We start from the raw sequence: 23,888 nt of genomic DNA, 5'->3' as shown, positions 1-23,888 counted from the left end.
GACGTTGTCAGGAGCGCCGGGGGAGGGGCAACCGGCGGGTCACGGTGTCGACGACGGCGGTCACCTCACGCAGCCGCATCAGCCGGGCCATGACGAGGAACACCGCGACGTCGACGACCGTCACGACCAGCAGCCAGACGGCCGCGACCAGCCAGTGCGGGTCGGTCACGAGCTGGTGCAGCAGCCACGCCGCGCCCGCGGCAGCGGCGGTCGAGACCAGGGCGGCGATCAGCGTGCGCACCACGAACCGCACCAGGGCCGCCGTACGCAGGCCGCCGAGGGTCCGGCTCAGCACGGCGTACGAGATGACCGCGCCGACCAGGTACGCCGCGGCGTACGACGCGACCAGCGCCGGGGAGGTCTGCTCGGCGCTGGTGGCCCGCACCAGCAGCGCCGCGGCCACGATGTTCGTGGCGCCCACCGCGCACTGGATCCAGAACACGGTGCGCGTCTGCTCGATCGCGTAGAACCCCCGCAGCATCAGGTAGTGGACGGTGAAGAAGAGCAGGCCGGGCCCGAACAGTGCGAGCGACGGCACGAACAGGTCGAACTTGGGGGCCGAGGCGCCGTGGCCCCAGACGACGTTCGACAGGTCGGTCGCGATGAACGGCAGCAGCAGCACGAACGGGATCACCACCGCGAGCGCCGTTCGCAGCGTCTCGGCGAGCATCCGCGCCAGGCCGTCCAGGTCGTGCTCGGCGGCCTTGGCCGACATGCCGGGCAGGATCGCGGTCGCCAGCGACACCGTGATGATCGAGTGCGGCACCATCGCCAGGAGGAAGGCTCCGGAGTACACCGTGTAGCCGGTGCCGTCGCCGCCCAGCGCTCCGCTCGAGGCGAGCTTCACCACCACGATGTACGCGATCTGGTTGACCACCACGAACAGCACCGTCCACGTGCCCAGCCGCAGCGTGTGGCCCAGGCCGGTGTGCCGGAAGTCGAAGCGCGGGTGGAACCGGTAGCCGACGCCACGCAGGTAGGGCAGCAGCACGAGGAGCTGGGCGGCGATGCCGAGCGTGGCGCCGAGGCCGAGCAGGAGCTCCTGACCCTCGGAGAACGCGCCGAAGACGTCCTCGGCCGGGCCGAAGGTGAACAGGTAGATCACCAGGACCGCGACCGAGATGACGTTGTTCGCGATCGGCGCCCACATCATCGGGCCGAACTTCCCGCGGGCGTTCAGGATCTGCCCGAGCAGCACGAACATCCCGTAGAAGAACACCTGCGGCAGGCAGTACCGCGCGAACGCGATCGCGGACTCGCGCTGCGCGGCCAGCTCCGGGTCGTTGAAGTCCGCGTCGAGCAGCAGCTGCATCAGCCAGGGTGCCGCGACGACGAGCAGCACCGTGACCCCGCCGAGGAACAGCAGGGCGAGCGTGACGATCCGGTTCGTGTACGCCTCGCCCCCGTCGGGGTCGTTGCGCATCGAGCGCACCAGCTGCGGGACGAGCACCGCGTTGAACATCCCGCCCGCGAGCAGGATGTAGAGCATGTTCGGGATCGTGTTCGCGATGTTGAAGATGTCGGCGTGCAGCTGCAGGCCGAGCGCGGCCATCAGCAGCGTCGAGCGGACGAAGCCGCTCATCCGGGACACGATCGTGCCCGCCGCCATCACGGCGGTGTTCGCGAGGACCCGCTGCTGCTCGGTCTCGCTCATGCGCGTGCCGCCCGGATCCTGCGGTACAGGCGCACCAGGATCGCGCCGAACAGCAGCGCGACGCCGGTGCCGATGATCAGCCAGATCACGCTGCTGACCCGGTTGGACCGGATCGGCAGTGAGTCGGACGAGCCGAGGAAAACGTCGTCGGTGTCGGTGATCCGCAGCGTGACGGTGCGGACCCCGAGCCCCGACGACGAGGCGTTGAGCAGCACGGTCGTGCGGGCGTTCGGTCCGAGCTCGAGCGGCTCGGCGGGGACCTCCACCTGGAGCGGCGGTTCCGCCTGGGCCTGGATCTTCACCGTCACCGGCTCGTCGAGCGTGTTGATGACGGTGGCCGCGAAGCGGCCGCTGCCGCTGGACAGGATGACGGCTCGCGGCGCCTCGACGTGCACCGCGCCGAGCCGGGCGGCGATCCAGGCGCGGGAGCGGTACGCCGCGACGCGGGCGGAGTCGGGCCGCAGCCGGTCGGAGTACGACGTGGTCGTCAGCGACTCGTCGAGCACCTCGCCGGCGACCTCGTCGTTGTCGGTCAGCAGGTTCTGCAGCGACTCCCCGGCGTCGGCCAGGTCGGTCGCGGCCGCGAAGGCGGCCGGGTCGAGCTGGAGCAGGGCCTGGGTCTCGGGGTAGTCCAGGTCCGCCGAGTCGACCTCGCTGCCCACCCGCTGCAGGGCGGACGCGACCGAGGTCAGGTCGATCCACGGCAGGTCGAGTCCGTTGAAGAAGCCGTCGACCGGGTTCGGGCGCCACGTCGAGGGCAGCGCGACCAGCAGTGGCTTGCGCGCCCTGGTGAGCGCGCGGACGGCGGCCTCGCTCACGATCCGCTGCCGGATCGCGACCGCCGAGCGCCGGTCGTCGGGTCCCGGCCCACCGCTGACGGCGCCGGAGGAGGTGACGCCGAGCGTGTGCCCCGGGGTGTGCGCGATCGCCGGTGGGTTCGCGGAGCTGAACATCTTGTCGGTGACGAGCAGGGTCGTGCCCGGGTCGGTCAGCTGGATCCCGTCGACGCTGAGGTAGCCGGTGGGCGAGGAGACCGCGGGCGTCGTCGACAGTCCCCACGGCTGGAGGTCGCCGGTCGCGCGCTTGCGGGCCTGGCGGTACGCCCCCGGGTCGATCTCCGCCGCGGCCGAGACGTCCATGTCGCCGTACGGCAGCGCGAGGATCTGGTTGCCCTCGAGGCCCGCGTGCAGCCGCTCCAGCCAGCTGGCGGCGGCCTCGGCCGCTGCGGCGGTGCTCGGGTCGAGCTCCTCCTCGGGGACCTCCTCCTCGCCGTCCTCGCCCTCGGTCGGCGTGGCCGAGGGTGACGGGGACTCGGACCCGTCCTCGCCGCCGCCGTCACCGTCACCGTCGCCGTCGTCGTCGGTGACGGTGGAGGCGAGCGAGCGGGGCGGGTTGCCGGCCTCGAGCCGGCGCGCGACGTCGATCACCGCGGGGTCGACGAGCCAGGTGACCGGCTGCGAGCCGGACGCGATGCCGAGGTCGACGAGGGCGCGCAGCGCGCCGCCGGACGAGAACGACGCGGTCCACGACTCGACGTCGTCGATGCTGCCGTCGGGGGCGTACAGGATCTGCCGGCGCAGCGGGATGACCACCGCGGTCTCCACGGGGCGACCCGCGCTCGAGATCAGCGGGAGGAACGTGCGCGCCCGGCCGTCGGCGAACAGGTCGCCGCCCTCCTCGGTGGAGCCGAGGGCGTGCACCCCGAACCAGTAGACGCCGTCGCCCGCGAGGTACGGCTCGAGCTCCGCGCGCGGGACCGCGATCGAGTACGTCGCGGACTCGCCCGGACGCAGCTCGGTGACCTCGTCGTACGTCCCCTCGGTCGTGATCCGCTGGCCGACCAGCGCGTCCTCCGGAGCGGTCGCGGCGTCGGACAGCTGTTTGCTGGTGGTCATCGGGCCCTGGTCACCCATGAACGCGTAGAGCGAGATCGAGGACCAGGTCTCCTCGTCGGCGTTGGTGACGGTGCCGCTGACCCGGATCTTGCCCTTCCTCGGGACCACCGACGGGCTCATGCTGTCGATGGTGACGAGGAGCGGGGTGGTCGCCTCGGTCGTGGAGCGCGGGGCCGCCGGGGCCGCCGAGGCCGGGGACGCGACGAGCAGACCGGCCGCGAGGGTCGCGACCGCCACGAGGGCAGGCAGCAGCGACACCGGGCGAAGCACGCAGCGACTCTACTGGCCGACCCTGCGCGAATCGGGGCACCGGGGCTCGGCCCACTAGAGTTGACTCCCGTGCCCGACGCCCCACCCCCGCCGCTCCAGATGGCCGACGTCCAGCGCGCCGTGACCGCGGAGCTGGACCGGATCGCGCCGGTGATCGACGAGCTCGGTCGCCGTTTCGCCGACGCCGGGCACGAGCTGGCCCTGGTGGGCGGCCCGGTCCGCGACGCGATGCTCGGCCGGCAGCACAACGACCTCGACTTCGCGACCTCGGCCCGTCCCGAGCAGACCGAGAAGCTCCTCAAGGGGTGGGCGGACGCGATCTGGGACATGGGTCGCGCGTTCGGCACCATCGGGTGCCGCAAGGACGAGTGGCAGGTCGAGATCACGACGTACCGCTCGGAGTCCTACGACCCCGACTCCCGCAAGCCCGACGTGGACTTCGGCGACTCGCTCGACGGAGACCTCGGGCGCCGCGACTTCACCGTGAACGCTATGGCGGTGCGGGTGCCGGGCCGCGTGGTCGAGGACCCGTACGGCGGGATCGTCGACCTGGCCGGCCAGGTGCTGCGCACCCCCGGACGTCCCGAGGACTCCTTCTCCGACGATCCGCTGCGGATGATGCGGGCCGCGCGGTTCGCCGCGCAGCTCGGCTTCGCGGTCGCGCCCGAGGTGGTCGCGGCGATGACCGCGATGGCCGGCCGGATCGAGATCATCTCCGCCGAGCGGGTTCGCGACGAGCTGGTCAAGCTCATCTGCGCGCCGTACCCCCGCCTCGGCCTGGCGCTGCTCGTCGAGACCGGGCTCGCCGAGCTGGTGCTGCCCGAGCTGCCCGCGCTGAAGCTGGAGCGCGACGAGCACCACCGGCACAAGGACGTCTACGAGCACACGCTGACGGTGCTGGAGCAGGCGATCGACCTCGAGTCGCGGCTTCCGGGCGGCGGCCCGGACTTCGTGGCGCGGTTCGCGGCGCTGATGCACGACGTCGGCAAGCCCCGGACCCGGCGCTTCCTGGACGACGGCACCGTCACGTTCCACCACCACGACGTCGTCGGCGCCAAGATCACCCGGAAGCGGATGAAGGCGCTGCGCTTCTCCAACGACGAGATCGAGGCGGTCGGCCAGCTCGTCGAGCAGCACCTGCGCTTCCACGGCTACGGCTCCGGGGAGTGGACCGACTCCGCCGTACGCCGCTACGTGCGCGACGCCGGTGACCAGCTCGAGCGGCTGCACATCCTCACCCGCGCCGACTCCACCACGCGCAACAAGCGCAAGGCGGACCGGCTGCAGCGCACGTACGACGACCTCGAGGAGCGGATCGCCCGGCTGTCGGAGCAGGAGGAGCTCGCCGCCATCCGCCCCGACCTCGACGGCAACCAGATCATGGAGATCCTCGGGATCGGCCCCGGCCGCGAGGTCGGCCTGGCCTACCAGCACCTCCTCGAGCTGCGGCTCGATCACGGCCCGATGAGCGAGGAGGACGCGCGCGGCGCCCTCCTCGCCTGGTGGGCCGAGCGTCAGTAGCTCGCCGACGACGCGTGGTCCAGACCGCAGCGACCGTTGACTCGCGTACTCCTGCGGACGCTGAGTGTCTTCTTTACCTTTTTCTGAGTGTTGCGCCGACTCGCACTGCTGCCCGCCGTCGTCCTCGCCCTGGTCGTGCAGACCATCGCCCTGGTCGGCCTGAGTGCCGCTCCCGCCCACGCGGCGGACCCGCTCGGGCTGGAAGCGGGTGACCTGGTCATCGCGGACAGCGGGCACGGCGAGGTGATCGTGGTCCCGGCCGACGGTGGCCCGGACCGGGTCCTGGCGACCGGGCTCGACGCCCCGGGGCCGCTCGCGGTCACCCCCGAGGGCGACGTCGTGGTCGGCGAGATGAACAGCGGCGACATCCAGCTGGTCCACGCCGACGGGTCCGGCGTCGAGCAGCTGAACTTCTTCAATTACGTCTCGGGACTGTCCACGCTCGCGCTCGACGGAGAGGGCAACGTCCTCGTCGCAGGCACCGGCTTCGGCGGCATCGGCCGGGTGCCGCTGACCGGCGGGGTCATCGAGAACCTCTTCGACGACTGGCCGGTGCCGTGGTACCCCGCGCTCGCCGTGGCCTCGGACGGCGACATCGTCGCCCGTGAGCTCCCGCTGACCGACGGGGAGTACGTCGTCCGCCTGGACCCCGACGGCACGAACCGTGTGGAGATCCCGGAGCTGAGCAACGACCCGGACGCTCCGTTCGGCAGCACGCCGATCAACATCCGCGCGGTCGAGGTGGCCGCCGACGGCCACGCGATCGTCGCGGACGACGGCGCGGACCAGATCTGGGAGAGCGACGGAGCGGGCGGCGTGACGCCCTTCGGCACCGACCTCGACACGCCCGCGGCTCTGGCGCTGGACGACGCCACCGGCGTCCTCTACGCCGCCGACCTGTTCAACGACCGAGTCGTGCGGTTCGACGCGGACCGTTCGATCCAGACCGACGTCGCCACCGACGACCCGCTGCTGCACCCGAGCGGCGTGGCCGTCGTACCGCCGCTGGCGAACCCGGTCGGCAGCCGCTTCGGCGCGTCCTTCGGCGGCCAGGTCCTGCAGATCAACGACGACGGCTCGACGAGCGTGGTCGCCGGCGGCTTCGGCTCGATCGGCGGGCTCGCGGTGGACAACGACGGAGACGTCCTCGTGGCCGCCGGCGACGAGGTGATCGAGATCGCGGGGGACGGATCCGACGGGCAGACCCAGCTCGCCTACGGCCTGGGCACCCTGACCGCCATCGCTGTCGGTCCCGACGACGAGGTCTACGTCGGCAACGTCGACGGAGACCTGCTGCGCGTCCTGCCCGGGGGTACGGCGACCAGCCTGGGCGGGTACAACGCCATCACCTCGATCACGGTCGGCCCCGACGGCAGCGTCTACTTCTCCGACAACCTCGCGGTACGCAAGGTCATCGGCGGCGGCGCTGAGCTGGTCAAGACCATGGCCGGGGTCCAGGCCCTCGCCTGGCATCCGACCAGGAAGCTGTTGGCCGCCCAGACGACCCATCTGGTGAAGGTCGATCCCGCGACCGGGGTGTCGTCCACGCTGGAGAACCTCACCTCGGCGGTGGGCGCGTTGGCTGTCGACGCCGCGGGCCACATCAACCTCGCCTATGACGAGGCCGGTGGCGTGATCCTCCGTGAGACCGCTCCGGGTTCCTGGGAGCCGCCCGTGTCCGTGCCGTCGCTGGCCGAGCTCGCGACGTACGTCCCGACGCCCGCCTTCACGGCGCAGTCACCGGACACCGGCGCGTCCAGCGGCGACGACTACGACTACACCTTCGAGGCGACCGACCCCGGGAGCCTCGGGGTGACGTACTCGGTCCACTCGGGCGAGCTGCCGACCGGCCTGAGCCTGGACCCGACCACGGGTGAGCTCTCCGGTGAGGTCACGGAGGTCGGGAGCTTCACGTTCCGGATCCAGGCGGCCAACCCCGGCCGGGCGGTCGCGACGGACGAGATCACCGTGGACGTGGCCGGACTGCCGCAGGAGATCACCTTCGAGCCACAGCCCGGGGGGGCGTACCCGGGAGGCACCTTCACGGTGTCCGCGACCGGTGGGGCGTCGGGCAACCCGATCACCTACTCGCTCCAGAGCGGAGCCGCCAGCTGCTCGTTCGACGCCGACACCCTCGTCGTGACGTACCTCAAGGCCGGGTCCTGCGAGATCCGCGCCGACCAGGCCGGCGACGGCACCTACGCCGCCGGGACGGCGACCCAGTACCTGGTCGTGAGCAAGCTCCCTCAGCTGGTGGTCATCACCTCCGACCCGCCGACCGGCGCCGTCATCGGGGACACCTACGAGCCCGAGGTGGAGGGCGACGACACCACCGGCAACCCTCTGTCGGTCACCGTCGGCGGCCTGATGGACTCGTTCCCCTTCGATCCCGTCTGCACCGTCGCCGGCGGCGTGGTGACGTTCCGGCACGTCGGTGACTGCCGGGTGTACGGCCGGCAGGCCTCGAGCGAGGAGCACGCGACCGGCATCTCGGCTCCCCAGGTCGTCACCGTCGGACCGATCCCGATGGTCTTCACCTCGGCCAGCCCGTCGCCGGCCGAGCTCGGGAGCAGCTACCAGCCGACCTTCAACGACCCGACGGCCTACTTCTACGTCGAAGGGGACGGCACGGTCTGTGAGTACGACTGGGACAACAACGAGATCGACTTCAAGGCGCCGGGCGTCTGCACCGTGGTCGGGATTCCCGGCAACAGCGACTACACGGACGCGCCTGAGCAGGAGATCACGGTCACCAAGAAGCACCAGACGATCACCTTCGGAACGCCGCCAGCCGTCCCGGTGGCGGGTGGTGAGTACGAGCCGGTGGTCACCGGCGGTGGGTCTCCCCATGCGGTCGAGCTGTCGATCGACCCCGACTCGGAGATCTGCCACCTCGTCGGCGCCGTCGTGCACTTCGACCAGAACGGCAGCTGCGTGATCGAGGCGTCCCAAGCGGGCGACGACGAGTACGAGGCCGGGACCGCCACGCAGACGATCGAGGTCGGCAAGGTCGCGCAGGCGATCACGTTCGATCCCACCCCGCCGGACGAGGCGACCGTGGGCGGACAGTACGACCTCACCGCGACCGCCCCGGGTGGCCCGGTTGCGTGGTCGCTCGCGTCGGGGTCGTCGGACCACTGCACCCTCACGGACGACCACCTGTCGTTCACGCACGTGGGCACGTGCGTGGTGCGCGGCAACCAGGCGGGCTCGGCCGACTACCTCGCTGCGCCCCAGGTCGAGCACACCTTCACGATCGGCAAGGGCGCCCAGACGATCGCGTTCACCTCGGACGTCCCGTCGGACGCGGTCGTCGGGGGCCACGACACGGTGTCCGCGGACGCCACGTCGGGTGGCACCGTGACGTTCAGCAGCGGCACGCCGGCACTGTGCACGGTGTCCGGCACGACGGTGTCCTTCCTGCACGCCGGTGACTGCGAGGTCGACGCGGACCACCCCGGGAACACCGACTACCTGGCGGCCCCGACCACCACCCGGACGATCACGGTCGGGAAGGGCGCGCAGGCGATCACCATCGTCACCACCGCTCCCTCCTCGGCCTTCCCCGGCGACGTCTTCCCGCTCACCGCCACCGGTGGCGCCTCGGGGGAGACCGTGGTCGTGACGGTCGCGGCCGCCTCGTCGGCCGTGTGCTCCCTGGTCGGAGGCTCCGTCCGCCTCGACGCGGTGGGCAGCTGTGTGATCCGTGCGAACCAGGCCGGGAACGACGACTACCTGCCCGCGCCCGAGCGGACGAGGACGATCGCCGTCGCGGCCCGGACCACGCCTCTCGGCTTCACCTCCACCCCGCCGGCCTCGGCCGTCGTGGGTGGGACCTACCGCCCCACGACCAACGCGCCGGCGCCGTACCTCGGCATCGACCCGAGCTCGGGCACCGGGGTCTGCAGCTTCGACGGCACCCTGGTGCACTTCGACGCCCCGGGGACGTGCGTGGTCCGCGCGGACGCGTCCGGCTTCACGGGTGGCCCGATCACGCAGTCCATCACCGTGAAGAAGGCGCCGGTGACGGTGCAGCTCACCTCGAGCCTGCCGAGCCCGGCCCTGGTGGGCCAGCAGTACGCCGTCACCGCGGTCACCATCCCGGCTGGCGGCGAGATCGAGCTCGCCGTGACCGGTGGGTGCTCGGTCACCGGCAGCACCGTCACCTTCCAGCACGCCGGCCCGTGCACCGTGCAGGCCACCGCGGGTGACGCCGACGCGACGCAGGAGATCGCGGTGCAGAAGGCCGCCACGCAGCTCGACGTGGACATCGACCGCGACGTCGTCGTCGCGACCGTCACCGTGGTGGCGCCCGGCGGCGGTACGCCGACCGGGGAGGTCGTGTTCAGCGACAACGGCGCCCCGATCGGCACCGGTCAGCTGTTCGTCGACGGGGCGGGTGACGTCGTCGCCACGCTGACCGGCGTGCTCGACACGGGCGAGGCCCACTCCGTGACGGCGACGTACGCCGGTTCCGCGGACCACCTCGGCTCGTCGTCGACCGCCGTCTCCCGCACCGATCCGACGATCACGGCGGAGGTGACGAGCCGGAAGCCGATCAGCGAGTTCGGCTGGTACCGCACGCCGGTCACGATCACGTTCAGCTGTGAGCTCGGCACGTCCCCGCTCGTCGGTGGCTGCCCCGACCCGATCACGCTGACCGAGAACCGGCGCGGCAAGCAGCCGCTCTCGTTCGGCATCGTGGCCGAGGACGGTGGCGCTGACCAGGTCGACGTGACGGTGCGGATCGACAAGGTGAAGCCGAAGGTCAAGGTCCGCGGCATCAAGCGGGCGATCCGGATCGATGACCCCGGCGTCCTGCGGTGCGTCGCGCGCGACAAGCTGTCGGGCATCAAGGACTGCACGGTGACCACGCGGAACCTGGCCGACCGGGTGCGCTACCGGGTGGTGGCCCTCGACAAGGCGGGCAACAGGACGGTGGTGCGGGGCCGGTACTTCCCGAGCTGACGGCGGTCCAGACACTTCCTTCGAAGCCGAAGGGTTTCCTTTACCTTCTTTCGGTGCTTCGTCGTCGCGCCCTCGTCCTGTCCACAGTCCTCTCGGTGCTGCTCGCCCCGGCGTTCGCACTGATCGCGTTCGCGCCGGCGGCGCAGGCGGCGCTGCCTCCGGTGCTGCAGCCGGGCGACCTGCTCGTCGCCGACAGCGACCTCGACGAGGTCGTGGTCCACCCGGCCGCCGGCGGTGACAGCTGGGTCAGGCTCAACGCCGTCCCCGCCTTGAACGACGTCGCCGCCGGTCGCGACGGCAGCCTGTGGGTCGCCACGGACAACGGGCTCCTCCACTACAACCCCGACGGCAGCTACGACGGCCAGGTGGACGGCGATCCGGCGAACCGGGTGTCCGTCGGCCCCGACGGGACCGTCTACGCGTCGTACCCGGCCCAGGACGTGATCCGGAGGTACGCCTACGTCGAGTTCCCCCGGCTGTTCGAGATCGAGGACTTCGCCACCATCGACGCGCCGAGCTCGTTGTGGGTCGCCCCGAACGGGAACGTCGTGGTCTCGGGTGACGGCGCGGACGCGATCTACGACCAGGACGGAGACCTCGTCGACGAGTCGACCCCGGGTTCTGGGTGCGCGGGGCGGGTCACGATGTCCTTCGGCACGACCTGCTACGACCAGGACTCCGAGGTCGGGCTCGACGGCAGCGCGGTCTACCAGGGGGCGAACGGGTACGGCGTCGGCATCGTGCCCCGGTACGCCGAGCCGGCGGCGTTCGGAGACACCTACGTCGCCGACCCGCAGCACGGCCAGGTGTGGCGGTTCCCCGCCGACGGTGGCGCGCCGTCGCTCGTCGGCCGCGGCCTGCGATCGCCGCAGGGCGTGGCGGTCGACCCCGACGGCAACGTCTACATCGCCGACCAGCCGCGGCAGGAGATCGACACGGCTGCCCCGCCCGAGGGCCGGCTGATCAAGGTGAGCGCCGACGGGATGGAGCAGGAGGTCCTGGCCACGGACCTGTACGTCCCGTACGGCGTGGCCGCCGACGCCGAGCGCGTCTACGTCTCGGACTTCTCCGAGGACGTGGGCGGTGTCTACGTCATGGACCACGACGGCGGGGACCGCGAGCTCGTGAACACCGGCGCTGTGACTCCGGCGGGCATCGCCCTCGACCCGTCGGGCAACCTGTTCGTCACCGACCCGTACAGCTTCTACGGGGCCAACGGGTTCCAGAGCCTGATCAAGGTTCCCGCGTCCGGAGGCCCGGGCGTGGCGCTCGACGCGGTGTTCGGCTTCTTCGGCCTGTGGGACGTCGCGACCACCACCAGCGGAGACCTCTACACCGGCGGCGCCTTCACGAGCGAGCTCTCGGTGCTCGCCGACGGGGCCGGCGACCCGGTGCCGTGGAGCGAGGTCGACTCGACGTACGGGCTCGTCCTCGACGCCGACGGGAACGTGCTGGTCGCCGACCCGGGCGTGGGTCAGCTCCGCCGCTTCGCACCTGGCGGGACCGAGCTGGCCCCGATGGGTGCCACCGAGTTCGAGCTCGGCGAGCCGGTCCACCCGCTGGAGGACCCCAGCTTCCTCACCTACCGGGGTCCGTACGACGTCGCGGTGTTCGCGCCCGCAGCGCAGATCGACGACTCGACCGCGCCCGCGACCGGTGCCGTGGGCGTGACCTTCGCGCACACCTGGACCGCCGATGGGGACGCCACCTTCACCCTCGCTGAGGGCGAGCTGCCTCCTGGACTGACGCTGAGCGGGGCCGGGGTGCTGTCGGGCAGGCCGACCACGCCCGGTGTCTACTCGTTCCGTGTCCAGGCCGGGAACGCCGCCACCGCGACGGTCGGGGCCGAGAACACCGTCACGATCTCGAAGGGCGCGCCGTCCGTCTCCTTCACCTCGACCCCGCCGGACGGCGCGAAGGTCGGTGACAGCTACACCCCGACCGCCACCAGCTCCTCCGGTGGACAGGTGACGATCCAGGTCGCGACCGCGTCGGCCGGCGTGTGCTCGCTCGCGGGCGGGGTGGTGACGTTCACCGCCGCCGGCACCTGCGTGATCCGGGCGGACCAGGGCAGCACCGCCGACTACCTCGGCGCGAGCGCCACCCAGGAGGTCGTGGTCGGACCCGGTTCCCCGGCGGTGGAGTTCACGACCACGGCCCCGGTGAACCCGCCGGTCGGCAGCACCTACACCCCCGCCGTGTCCGGTGGCGCGGCCACGATCACCGCCTCCGGCACCTGCTCGATCGCCGCCGGCGTCGTCACGTTCACCGATCCCGGCGCGTGCACGGTCTCCGCCGGTACGGCGTCCCAGGGGATCGACGTCGTCAAGGCCGGCACCACGCTCGCGCTGACGATCTCTCCCGAGTCGCTGACGGCCTCGGTCGCCGTGGTCGCCCCGGGCGCCGGCTCTCCCGGTGGCCAGGTCGAGTTCGCGGTCGACGGCGTCTCGGTGGGTACGGCGCCGCTCGCCGGCGGTACCGCCACGCTGGACCACGTCATCGCCCCCGGCGCGGCACACGAGGTGACGGCGACGTACTCCGGGAGCGAGCGGTTCGGCGGCTCGTCCGCCTCGGCCGACCGCGACGACCCGACGATCACGGCCACCGTGTCGAGCAAGCGGGAGCCGGTGAACGGCTGGTACCGCACCCCGGTGACGGTCACCTTCACCTGCGCGTCGACGACCGCCCCGCTCGCCGGTGACTGCCCCGACCCCGTGGTGCTCGGCAAGAGCCGCAAGCGCGCCCAGCGCGCCACCGGCACGGTCCTGGCCGACGACGGCGGCCGGGCGACGGTCGTCGTCAAGGGCATCCGCGTCGACCGGAAGGACCCGAAGGTGACGGTGCGCCGGATCGCCCAGGCGCCCGCCCAGCTCCGCTGCATCGCCCGCGACCGGATCTCCGGCATCGACTCCTGCCGGGTCACGACCCGCGTCGTCGGTGACCAGGTGCGCTACCGCGCGGTCGCGCTCGACCTGGCGGGCAACCGCACCGTCGTGCGCGGCCGGTACTCCCTGGGCTGACGACCCGAACAGAACGGCCCCCGGGACCAGGTCCCGGGGGCCGTTCTAGGTGCTAGCGGAGGATCACTCCTCGCCGCGGATGAAGGCCTCGACGCGGCGGCGACCCTCGTCGTCGGGCAGCTGCACCGGCGGGCTCTTCATGAGGTACGACGACGCCGAGATGATCGGGCCACCGACGCCGCGGTCCTTGGCGATCTTCGCGGCGCGGATCGCGTCGATGATGATGCCGGCGGAGTTCGGGGAGTCCCAGACCTCGAGCTTGTACTCGAGGTTCAGCGGGACCTCGCCGAACGTGGTGCCCTCGAGGCGGACGTAGGCCCACTTGCGGTCGTCGAGCCAGGCGACGTAGTCCGACGGACCGATGTGGACGTTGCGGTCGTCCTTGAGACCGGCGAGCGGGCCGGTGAGGTTCGACGTGACGGCCTGGGTCTTGGAGATCTTCTTGGACTCCAGGCGCTCGCGCTCGAGCATGTTCTTGAAGTCCATGTTGCCGCCGACGTTGAGCTGGTACGTGCGGTCCAGCCGGACGCCGCGGTCCTCGAACAGCTTCGCCATCACGCGGTGGGTGATGGTGGCGCCGACCTGGGACTTGATGTCGTCACCGATGATCGGGACGCCCGCGGCCTCGAACTTCGCGGCCCACTCCGGGTCGGAGGCGATGAAGACCGGCAGGGCGTTGACGAAGGCCACGCCGGCGTCGATCGCGCACTGGGCGTAGAACTTGTCGGCCTGCTCCGAGCCCACCGGGAGGTAGGACACGAGCACGTCGACGTTGCGCTCCTTGAGGATCGCGACGACGTCGACCGGCTCGGCCGCCGACTCCTCGATGGTCTCGCGGTAGTACTTGCCGAGGCCGTCGAGGGTGTGGCCGCGCAGGACGTCGACACCCATGGTCGGCACGTCGCAGATCTTGATCGTGTTGTTCTCGGAGGCGTTGATGGCCTCGGAGAGGTCCTTGCCGACCTTCTTGTCGTCGACGTCGAACGCCGCCACGAACTCCACGTCGGACACGTGGTAGTCGCCGAAGGTCACGTGCATGAGACCCGGGACGGTGCCCGCGGGGTCGGCGTCCTTGTAGTAGTGCACGCCCTGGATCAGGGAGGTGGCGCAGTTGCCAACTCCCACGATTGCTACTCGAACCGAACCCATCGGGGTTTCCTTCCTTGAATGAATCTGAATGTCTGAGGGCGAGCCGGCTACTTCTGGCCGCTGACCTCGGGGGGTGGTGCAGGGTGCTGCTCGCCGCTGCGCTCGGCGTTGATCAGGTCGGACAGCCAGCGGACCTCGCGCTCGACCGACTCGACACCGTGGCGTTGCAGCTCGGCGGCGTACCGGTCGACCTCCTTCTGGGTCATCGAGAGCTGGCTCTGGACCCGGTCCAGCCGTTCCTGGAGGCGGGTGCGGCGGCCCTCGAGGACGCGCAGCCGGATCTCCATGTCGGTGGAGGAGAAGAAGGCGAACCGGATGTCGAAGTTGTCGTCCTCCCACGCGGTGGGACCGACCTCCGACATCAGGCGCTCGAACTCACGCGTGCCCGCCTCGGTGACCTGGTAGGTGATGCGCGGCCGCTTCGACACCGGGGTGCCCGGGGTCTTGGTGGCCATCGTCTCCTCGATGAGGGAGGCGCGAAGCATCTTCTTCAGCGTGGGGTAGAGCGACCCGTACGACAGGACGCGGCCCCAGCCGAGCATCAGGTTGAGCCGCTTGCGCAGCTCGTAGCCGTGCATGGGTCCCTCGTGCAGCAGTCCGAGGACTGCCAGCTCGATGGTCTCCGCACGACGTGCCATGCGACATATCGTAGCGATACATCACGCAGATGTGTACACCGGTTGTCTCAGGTCTGAGGCCCGACCGCCGATGGGCCTCCTCAGAGGTGTGCTCAGAGGTGTGCTCAGAGGTGTGCGCAGAGGTGTGCTCAGAGGTGTGCTCAGAGGTGTGCTCAGAGGTGTGCTCAGAGGTGTGCTCAGCCGAAGCCGTAGCGGTCCAACGGCCCCACCAGCTGCGTCTCCTCGTACGCCAGGTGCTCGGTGAGCGTCTGCGCCAGCCGGTCCACGGCGGCCCGGAGCTCGACCAGCCCGTCGGGGCCGGACACGACCGCGACCAGGGCCCGGTCGACGTCCTCGAGCGCCCCGTGGATGACGTGGTGCTCCTGCTCGAGCCGGTCGAGCACCGGGCCGAGGCTCGGGTCGCGACGCCGCAGGTGCGGGAACACCGACGAGTCCTCGATGGTGTGGTGGGTGGCGACCAGCCGGCAGTACGACTGGCAGTAGGCGCCGAGCGTCCACTCGTTCTGCCGCATCGTCATCTCGTTGATCACGCCGCGGGCGCGGCCGGCGTCGAGCGTGCCCGCCTCGACCTGGCCGACCAGGTCGAGCACCTGGGTCAGCTCCGCGCGGAGGTGGTCGTGGACGTCGACGAGGTGGCTCCCGACGCCCGCGACCACGGGCTCGGCGCGGGCGGGGGACGGTGCCCCGGCGCGCTCGGCCGCGACCAGCTCGCGCACGGCGGGTGCCACCTCGGCGCCGAAGCGGTGGATGGCCGCCGGGTCGTCGCTGCCGACGATGAACGTGCTCATCCCCTCGGTCAGCGCGAGCTCCGCGAGCCACTCCGCCCACGCCGGGTCGGCGGACGGGCTGACGTTGTAGAGCCGGCGTACGTCGACCGGTGAGCGGCCCGCGGCGGTGGCCGCGTCGTCGATCCGGGCGTTGCGCTCGGCGAGGCTCTCGGGCGGCACGTACGACTGGCTCGGCAGCCAGCCGTCGCCCACCCGCCCGGTCAGCTCGAGCATCCTCGGCCCGATCGCGCCGATCCACACCTGGACGTCGTGCACCGGGGCGGGGCCGCGCTCCCAGGTCGCGCGCACGACGCCGATGCCCTCGTCGAGCGCCCGCAGCGCCTCTCCGGGAGTACGGCGGGGGCCGCCCATCTGCACGATGCCGTCCCAGAACGCGCCCGCGCCGAGGCCGAGCTCGACCCGGCCGCGGCTCAGCACGTCCAGGCTGGCGACCGTCGTGGCGAGCACGTGGGGCGGGCGGAGCGGCAGGTTCGTGACGTTCGCGGTGACGCGCAGCGACGACGTACGGGCCAGGACGGTCGCGATCACCGCCCAGGCGTCGAGGAAGCGCCGCTGGTACGGGTGGTCCTGGAACGTCGCGAGGTCCAGCCCGGCCGTCTCGGTCAGCAGCGCGAGCTCCACGACCCGGTCGGCCTGCGCGGCGTCGGGCGTGAGGAACGTGCCGAACTGCAGCTCGTGCCCGTAGTCGGTCATGCCGCCCCCAACGCTGAGCGGGCGATGAACGATTCCTGAGAGGCTCCCGAGGGCCACTGCGTGATCTTGTGAACTCCCTCACGAGAGCCCGCCTGCCCGCTCGCGCGTCGCGCCGCGTCGTGTTGGGCCCCTGCCCGCGTGGCCCGTACGCTGACGAGCGCACCAGACCCCGACCCGCGGAGCCTACGACGTGAGTGGTACGCGCAGGGCCGCCGGCCCCGCTGTGAAGAAGAAGCCCGGCAAGAAGCCCGGGAAGAAGCCTCCCCGTACCCGCAAGCAGAAGACGCTGCGGGTGCTGAAGTGGGTCGGCATCACCGGTCTGGTGATGGCGCTGATCGCGGCTGCGGGCTTCGTGTTCCTGTACCGCTCGATCGAGATCCCGGACCCGAACAAGGACTTCGAGACCCAGACCACCAAGGTCTTCTACGCCGACGGCAAGGACGAGATCGGCAGCTTCGCGGTGCAGAACCGCGAGGTCATCGGCATCAAGGAGATGCCCGAGAACCTGCAGAACGCCGTCGTCGCCGCCGAGAACCGGTCCTTCTGGACCGACAAGGGCCTCGACCCCAAGGGCATGATCCGCGCGTTCCTCAACAACGCCGCCAGCGACACCACCCAGGGCGCCTCGACCATCACGCAGCAGTACGTGAAGATCCTGTACCTCAGCCAGGAGCGCACGTACAAGCGCAAGGTCAAGGAAGCGATCCTCTCGCTCAAGATCCAGCGCTCGATGAGCAAGACCGAGATCCTCCAGGGCTACCTCAACACCATCTACTTCGGCCGCGGCGCGTACGGCGTCCAGGCCGCCTCCGAGGCGTACTTCGCCAAGGACGCCGAGGACCTCTCGCTGCGGGAGTCCGCGGTCCTCGCGAGCGTCATCAACAACCCGACGCGCTTCGACCCGGCCAACGGCAAGGACTCGAAGGCCGCGCTCAAGGCCCGCTACGGCTACGTCCTCGACGGCATGGCCGAGGCCGGCAACATCACCGCGGAGGAGGCCGAGCAGGCCGCCAAGAAGCTCCCGAAGCTGCCGAGGATCGAGGCCGAGAGCCGGTACGCCGGCCAGAAGGGCCACGTGCTGACGATGGTCCGCAAGGAGCTGCTGCGCCTCGGCTTCAAGGAGAACGAGATCGACGGTGGCGGCCTGCGGGTCACCACCACGTTCACCGAGAAGGCGATGGACGCCGCGGCCGAGGGTGTCGCCGAGGCGCGCCCCGACGGCCTCAGCGACAAGGAGCTGCACGTCGGCGTCGCCAGCGTGGAGCCCGGCACCGGTGCGGTCCGCGGCATCTTCGGCGGCCAGGACTACCTCAAGTCGCAGCTCAACTGGGCGGTCTCGGGCGGCCAGGCCGGCTCGACCCTGAAGCCGTTCGCGCTGGTCGCGGCGATCCGCGACGGCTACTCCCTCAAGGACACCTTCGACGGCAACTCGCCGTACTACCTGCCCGACGGCGGCGACGTCGAGAACCAGGGCAACGAGAGCTTCGGCTCCGCGGTCAGCATGATCAAGGCGACCGAGGACTCCATCAACACCGCGTTCATCGACATGACGCTCGGCATGGAGAACGGCCCGCAGAAGATCATCCAGGCGATGAACGACATGGGCCTGCCGGGCAAGGAGGCCACGCAGGACCTGCTCGGCTTCCCGATGACCACGCCCGGCCTCGAGCCGGTCACCGGCGTCGCGCTGGGCAGCGCGACCGTGAGCCCGATCAACATGGCCAACGCCTACGCGACGCTGGCCGCGAACGGCGAGGCCGCGCAGCCGTACATCATCGAGAAGGTCACGAACGCCAACGGCGAGCGCCTCTACAGCCACAAGGTCGACAGCCGGGACGCCGTCGAGCCCGACATCGCCGCCGACGTCACCTACGCGCTGCAGCAGGTCGTCGAGTACGGCTCGGGGTACGCCGCCCAGGAGCTCGGCCGGCCGGCCGCCGGCAAGACCGGCACCTCGACCAACAGCGACGGCGACGTCGTCTCCTCCTGGTTCAGCGGCTTCACCCCGCAGCTGGCGACCTCGGTCGTCTACGTGCGCGGCAAGGGCGCCGAGCCGCTCGACGGGTACCTCGAGCCGTTCTTCGGTGGCACCTACCCCGCCCAGACCTGGACCGCGGTCATGAAGCGGGACATGGAGGGCCTCGACGTCGAGGAGTTCCCGGAGCCGGCGTACGTCGACGGCGAGGCGCCGTCGCCCGGCCACTCGCCGACCACGGCCCCGCCGAAGCCGACCAAGACGCCGAAGCCGTCGGAGACTCCGAGCGACACCCCGACGCCGAGCGAGACCCCGACGCCGAGCGAGACCCCGACGCCGAGCGAGACCCCGACGGAGTCGCCCAGCTGTGGCCTGCTCGGGTGTGAGTCGCCGACCGACGACCCGACGCCGACCGGCACGGCCACGCCGTCCGGCGGCGCGACGAAGTCGCCGCGCCCGCGCGGCCGGGCTCGGCGCCGCTGATGCCGACGTCGACGGGGAGCGGTGACTGGGTTCACCCCTCCGTCGACGACCCTGTCGTCACCGCGCTCAGCGACGGTGTCGGGGGGCCGATGGGCCCGCGCGCGAGCCGGCACCCGTGGTGGACGCCGGTGCGGGTCCTGCTGGCGCTGACCGCGGTCTGCATGGCGCTCGGGATGTTCCAGAAGAACAACTGCTTCCAGGACACCTGGGGTGACGGGCAGGCCCGCTACACCCACATGTGCTACTCCGACCTGCCCTACCTCTACACCGGCCGCGGCTTCGCCGAGCTGAACTGGCCCTACAGCGACGACCCGGGCACCCGGGCACGCTTCGAGGTCATGGAGTACCCCGTCGGGATCTCCTACTGGGCCTGGGGCACCGCCTGGGTCACGCACTGGCTGAGCGGGTCGCCGGACATCGAGGAGCGCTACCAGCAGTCGACCGGGGACGTCGCGTCGACCGTGGACGTGCAGCGCGAGAAGCGGATCTTCGTCGCGGTCAACGCGATCGGGTTCGCGATCCTCGCGCTGCTCACGACCTGGCTGCTCGCGGGGGTGAACCCGCGCCGGCCCTGGGACGCCGCCGCGTTCGCGGTCTCGCCGGCGCTGCTGCTCACCGGGCTGGTCAACTGGGACATACTCGCGGTGGCGCTGGTCGCCGCGGCGCTGTGGGCGTGGGCGCGCGAACGGCCGCTGCTCACCGGCGTGCTGATCGGGCTGGGTACGGCGGTGAAGCTGTACCCGCTGTTCCTGCTCGGCGGCGTCCTCGTGATCTGCCTGCGCAACAAGCGGATCCGCGACTTCGGCCTGGCGACGCTGGGAGCCGCCGGGGCGTGGGTCCTGGCGAACCTGCCGGCGTACCTCTCGGGGCCGGAGCAGTGGAAGGTCTTCTGGTCGTTCAACTCCGACCGCGGGGCCGATCTCGGGTCGCTGTGGCTGGTCGCGCAGCAGGCGGTGGACCGGACCGGTCACCTGTTCGCGTTCGACCCGCACACGATCAACGTCGGGTCGTGGGTGTTCTTCGGCGCGTGGTGCGTCGGCGTGCTGGTGCTCGGCATGACGTCACCGTCGGCGCCGCGGCTGGCGCAGCTCGGGTTCCTGATCGTGGCCGGGTTCCTGATCGTGAACAAGGTGTACTCGCCGCAGTACGTCCTGTGGCTGCTCCCGCTGGCCGTGATCGCACGGCCGCGCTGGCGCGACCTGCTGATCTGGCAGGCCGGCGAGCTCGTCTACTTCGCCTCGGTGTGGTGGTACCTCGGCGGCTTCCTCGCACCCGCCGCCGGCGGCGACCCGGGCTTCTACTGGGCGGCGACGCTGATCCGCGTCGCGGCCGAGCTGTACCTCGTGGCGGTGGTGGTGCGCGACATCTGGTACCCGCGCCACGACCCCGTGCGCGCGTCCGGCTACGCGATCACGACGCGGTCGAACGCCGTCGCGGTGTAGCGCACCCGCACGTCCACCTCGTCGCCGACCGCGGGCACCCGCGCGCCGTGCGGCAGGAACAGCATCGACGCCTGCATGTGCGGCGGCTCCGCGAACAGCCGCTGCTTGCCGTCGATCGAGAACGGCGAGCGCACGAACCCGGCCGCGTCCATGCCGCCGCGCGCCAGGGTCGCCGCGCGGGACTTGATGGACGCGTCGCCGGTCGGCGCCTCGAGGCCGATGCCGTGGGCGGTGCCACCGCTCACCACCAGGATGTGGCCGGCCTTGGGCGCCGTACGGTGCCGGTAGCCGAAGGCGTCGCCGCGCTCGACCGCGTGCACGTCGAGCACGGTGGCGGTCACCCGCAGCACGCTGCGGTCGCCGAGCCACAGGTCGGTGCCGATGCGGGGGCGGAAGGTGTAGTCGGGGTACGTCGCTCGCAGCGTCGCCAGCTCGGCGGCGCTGAGGTGGCTGACCCACACGGTGTCGATCGGCAGCGCGGCCGCGACGATGTCGTTCACCAGTCGCTGCACCTCGGTGAGGTGCGCGCCGTGGGCGAGCGGCAGGTGCAGCGCGACGCCCTGGAGGCCGGACTTCGGCAGGTCGGCGAGCACGCGGGGCACCGCCCAGAGCTCGCGGGCGGTGAGCCCGTGGCGGAGCATGCTGGTGGCCCGCTCGAGCACGTAGCGCGCGTCCGGGTCGCGCGCCAGCAGCGCGGTGAGGTCGTCGAGGCGGCTGACGGTGTGGATCACCCGGCGGTCGAGCGCGGGGTCCATCTCGAGCGCCGCGCCGAACGGCCGCCACGGGGTGAGCACCAGGAGCCGGCCGTCGTACCGCGACGCGACCTGCGGCAGCTCGTCGTACGTGCCGACCGCGAGGGTGTCGACCGCCCCGGTCTGCTGGTGGAGCCACGCGGCCTTGCGGGCGAGCCGGCCGTTGGTGAAGCCGTAGCCGTTGCCCTTCGCGACCGGGACCAGGCCGGGCGTGCCGTCGGCGACGGCGCGCAGGTGCGCGCGCCAGCGATCGCCGTCGACCGTCAGGGAGAGTGTCATCCGCGCCGCCGCATGTACATGTCGAACGCAGCGTAGAGCGCCTTGTTCAGCGGCAGGTCCCACTCGCCGACGTACTCGACGGCCTCGCCGCCGGTGCCGACCTTGAACTGGATCAGCCCGATGTGCGGGTCGTCGGCGTCGAGGGTCTCGGTGATGCCGCGCAGGTCGTAGACGTCGGCTCCCGCGGCGATGGCGTCGCGGATCATCTGCCACTGGATGGCGTTGGAGCCGCGGACCTCGCGCTTCTCGGTCGACGAGGCGCCGTAGGAGTACCACGCGTGCGCGCCGACGCGGATCGCGATCGTGGAGGCGACCAGCGTGCCCTCGTGGCGGGCGAACCACAGCCGGATCCGGTCGGGGTCCTCGGCGCCGAGCGCCTCGATCATGGTGCGGAAGTACGACAGCGGGCGCGGCGTGAAGTGGTCGCGCTGGGCGGTGTGGACGTACAGCTCGTGGAACGCCTCCAGGTCCTGCCCGGAGGTCGATCCCGTCGAGACCACCTCGACGCCCTCCTTGGCCGCCTTCTTGATGTTGCGCCGCCACAGCTGGTTCATCCCCGCGAGGACGTCGGCCTCGGAGCGCCCGGCGAGCGGGATCTGGAACACGTGCCGCGGCTGGCCGGCCGCGAAGCCGCCGCCCTCCGGCGGCGGGCGCCAGCCGAGCTCGGTGAGCTGGGCGACGACGCGGGCGCCCTCGGGGCTGCGCTCGGTGGGCGGGAGGTCGCCGAGGCGGCGTACGGCGGGGTCGGCGATGCCCTCCTTGACCGTCGCGGTGTCCCACCGCCGGGTCACCACGGGCGGTCCCATCCGGATACCGAACGCGCCCTGCGACTTCAGGTGCGCGGCCATCGGTGTCAGCCAGGCGGCGAGGTCCTCGTCGGACCAGTCGAGCACCGGGCCCTCGGGCAGGTAGGCGAGGAACCGGCGCACCTTCGGCAGCTGGCGGTAGAGCACCAGGCCGGCGCCGACCAGCTCGCCGCCGCGGAACCAGCCGATGGACTCGCGGCGCCACTCGGACTTCACGCGGCCCCAGGCGGGGGTCTGCAGGAAGCTCGCCGAGCGGCGGCCACGGATGAAATCGACGTGGTCGCTCGCCGTGATCTCCCGGACGGTCAGCACCGTGGAAGGCTACCGAAGCCGGGGTGACGCCCATTCCTCACCCGGTCCGGGCGAGGAACGAAGGACGTGTCCCGGCCGAATATGTAGGTGGAGGATGTATCAGGGAGCGGTCGCGAGCCTCCTCGAGGCCGTGATCATGATCGAGCGACAGCGGGGAGCAGGTCGTCCCATGACCAGGATCGGAGCGGGGCCGCCGTACGACTCCGCGCGCCCGGGCGCGGTCTGGAGTCAGGCCACCGACGGCTTCAACCGCTGGGTCGCGGGGGACCCCGCGGGCCTGGACGACCTGGTGTCGGTGATGACGCCGGTCCTGTGGCACGTCGTCCGCGCCTACCGGCTCTCCGAGCAGGCCGCCGAGGACGTCATCCAGACGACGTGGTTGGCGCTGGTGCGCCGCCGCGCGGCGATCGTCGACCCGGTCGCGGTCGGCGGTTGGCTGACGACCACCGCCCGCCGCGAGGCGTGGCGGGTGAGCAGCGCGGGCTCGAGCCGCGCGACCCCGGTCGACGACGAGGACCTCGCGCCGATGCTTCCGCGCCAGCGTTCCGCGGAGGAGAGTGTCCTGCAGGAGGACGAGGGCAACCGGATCTGGGCGGCCGTGGACGGTCTTCCGGAGCGGTGCCGGAGGCTGCTGCGGATCGTGGCGTTCGAGAACCGGCCGGACTACCGGGAGCTGGCCACCGAGCTCGGCATGCCGGTCGGCAGCATCGGTCCCACCCGGGGCCGGTGCCTGGCGAAGCTGCGCGTGGCGCTGATGCAGGCAGGAGGCGTGTGATGAGCGACCTGAGCAGGGAGGCCCTGTTGGCCATCGTCCGGGACGTGTGGGAGAAGAACGACCCCGTCCCCGAGCACCTGGTCACCGCCATGCAGGCCACGGCCGCGATGGCCGCCTCCGACCTCGACGTCGAGCTGATGGAGCTGGTCGAGCGGTCCACCGAGCTGGCCGGCGTCCGCGGCTCCACGGCGTACACCCTCCGCTTCGTGCACGGCGACACCGACCTGCTGCTGCGGGTCGCCGTCGACGGCGCCCGCTCCCGCGTGGACGGTTGGATCGTCCCGCCCGAGCCGATGACCGTGCGTGCCATCGCCGGCTCCGAGCCTGCCAGCCACGGCGCCGTGGTCAGCGACTCGGGTCGCTTCGAGCTGACCGACCTGCCGCTCGGGATGCTGCGGCTGCGGATCGAGCCGCACGACACCAGCCGCCCCGCCTTCGCCACCCCCACCTTCGAGATCTGAGGAATCC

14 protein-coding genes are annotated in these 23,888 nt (G+C 71.5%); 7 read left to right on the top strand and 7 right to left on the bottom strand.

Annotated elements, in window-relative coordinates:
• Positions 1 to 7 precede the first annotated feature (7 nt).
• On the bottom strand, positions 8 to 1,654 hold the full coding sequence (gene murJ, locus MJ604_RS10525; protein ID WP_243058295.1) for a murein biosynthesis integral membrane protein MurJ: 1,647 nt from the start codon (positions 1,652 to 1,654) through the stop codon (positions 8 to 10).
• Entirely contained in the window at positions 1,651 to 3,819 is a 2,169-nt protein-coding gene (locus tag MJ604_RS10520) for a DUF6049 family protein (RefSeq protein WP_243058294.1), read from the bottom strand. Before MJ604_RS10520 ends, murJ begins: the two co-directional genes overlap by 4 nt.
• A gap of 99 nt (positions 3,820 to 3,918) precedes the next feature.
• On the opposite strand from MJ604_RS10520, the gene MJ604_RS10515 reads away from it, so the two are divergent.
• From MJ604_RS10515 to MJ604_RS24240, 3 genes are all read left to right on the top strand, one after another.
• Positions 3,919 to 5,340 carry a CCA tRNA nucleotidyltransferase gene (locus MJ604_RS10515; protein ID WP_243058670.1) on the top strand — a complete coding sequence of 474 codons (1,422 nt, stop codon included), beginning with the start codon at positions 3,919 to 3,921 and terminating at the stop codon, positions 5,338 to 5,340.
• 87 nt (positions 5,341 to 5,427) lie between these two features.
• The gene (locus MJ604_RS10510) at positions 5,428 to 10,308 is read left to right on the top strand and encodes a putative Ig domain-containing protein (RefSeq protein WP_243058293.1); all 4,881 of its coding nucleotides are present in this window, start codon (positions 5,428 to 5,430) and stop codon (positions 10,306 to 10,308) included.
• Between the two features lie 53 nt (positions 10,309 to 10,361).
• The gene (locus tag MJ604_RS24240) at positions 10,362 to 13,328 is read left to right on the top strand and encodes an Ig-like domain repeat protein (RefSeq protein ID WP_243058292.1); all 2,967 of its coding nucleotides are present in this window, start codon (positions 10,362 to 10,364) and stop codon (positions 13,326 to 13,328) included.
• A gap of 63 nt (positions 13,329 to 13,391) precedes the next feature.
• Here the strand turns inward: MJ604_RS24240 and MJ604_RS10500 are convergent, their stop codons facing one another.
• The 3 genes from MJ604_RS10500 to MJ604_RS10490 all read right to left on the bottom strand — a co-directional run bounded on the left by MJ604_RS10500 (position 13,392) and on the right by MJ604_RS10490 (position 16,596).
• Positions 13,392 to 14,477, bottom strand: a complete 1,086-nt coding sequence (locus MJ604_RS10500; protein WP_243058291.1) for an inositol-3-phosphate synthase — start codon at positions 14,475 to 14,477, stop codon at positions 13,392 to 13,394.
• 47 nt (positions 14,478 to 14,524) lie between these two features.
• Positions 14,525 to 15,115, bottom strand: coding sequence for a PadR family transcriptional regulator (locus MJ604_RS10495; protein WP_243058290.1), 591 nt, complete (start codon positions 15,113 to 15,115; stop codon positions 14,525 to 14,527).
• Positions 15,116 to 15,291: 176 nt separating this feature from the next.
• The gene (locus MJ604_RS10490) at positions 15,292 to 16,596 is read right to left on the bottom strand and encodes an LLM class flavin-dependent oxidoreductase (RefSeq protein ID WP_243058289.1); all 1,305 of its coding nucleotides are present in this window, start codon (positions 16,594 to 16,596) and stop codon (positions 15,292 to 15,294) included.
• 190 nt (positions 16,597 to 16,786) lie between these two features.
• On the opposite strand from MJ604_RS10490, the gene MJ604_RS10485 reads away from it, so the two are divergent.
• Both MJ604_RS10485 and MJ604_RS10480 read left to right on the top strand, forming a co-directional pair.
• A complete protein-coding gene (locus MJ604_RS10485) occupies positions 16,787 to 19,054 on the top strand; it encodes a transglycosylase domain-containing protein (RefSeq protein ID WP_243058288.1) in 2,268 nt (755 codons plus the stop codon).
• Positions 19,054 to 20,496, top strand: coding sequence for a glycosyltransferase family 87 protein (locus MJ604_RS10480; RefSeq protein WP_243058287.1), 1,443 nt, complete (start codon positions 19,054 to 19,056; stop codon positions 20,494 to 20,496). Before MJ604_RS10485 ends, MJ604_RS10480 begins: the two co-directional genes overlap by 1 nt.
• On the opposite strand, the gene MJ604_RS10475 is transcribed toward MJ604_RS10480, so the two are convergent.
• Together MJ604_RS10475 and MJ604_RS10470 are read right to left on the bottom strand one after the other, a co-directional pair.
• On the bottom strand, positions 20,457 to 21,527 hold the full coding sequence (locus tag MJ604_RS10475; RefSeq protein WP_243058286.1) for an alanine racemase: 1,071 nt from the start codon (positions 21,525 to 21,527) through the stop codon (positions 20,457 to 20,459). The two genes, MJ604_RS10480 and MJ604_RS10475, sit on opposite strands and share 40 nt — an antisense overlap.
• On the bottom strand, positions 21,524 to 22,645 hold the full coding sequence (locus tag MJ604_RS10470) for a lipid II:glycine glycyltransferase FemX (protein WP_374458346.1): 1,122 nt from the start codon (positions 22,643 to 22,645) through the stop codon (positions 21,524 to 21,526). Before MJ604_RS10470 ends, MJ604_RS10475 begins: the two co-directional genes overlap by 4 nt.
• 169 nt (positions 22,646 to 22,814) lie before the next feature.
• On the opposite strand from MJ604_RS10470, the gene MJ604_RS10465 reads away from it, so the two are divergent.
• Together MJ604_RS10465 and MJ604_RS10460 are read left to right on the top strand one after the other, a co-directional pair.
• Positions 22,815 to 23,420, top strand: coding sequence for an RNA polymerase sigma factor (locus MJ604_RS10465; protein WP_243058285.1), 606 nt, complete (start codon positions 22,815 to 22,817; stop codon positions 23,418 to 23,420).
• Positions 23,420 to 23,881: a hypothetical protein gene (locus MJ604_RS10460; protein WP_243058284.1), complete on the top strand. Its 462-nt coding sequence runs from the start codon at positions 23,420 to 23,422 to the stop codon at positions 23,879 to 23,881. Before MJ604_RS10465 ends, MJ604_RS10460 begins: the two co-directional genes overlap by 1 nt.
• Positions 23,882 to 23,888 lie beyond the last annotated feature (7 nt).

Source organism: Nocardioides sp. SR21, from assembly GCF_022761125.1.
Classification (GTDB): domain Bacteria; phylum Actinomycetota; class Actinomycetes; order Propionibacteriales; family Nocardioidaceae; genus Nocardioides.
The sequence above is the reverse complement of the archived record's forward strand: the minus strand, read 5'-3'. Positions and strand labels throughout refer to the sequence as shown.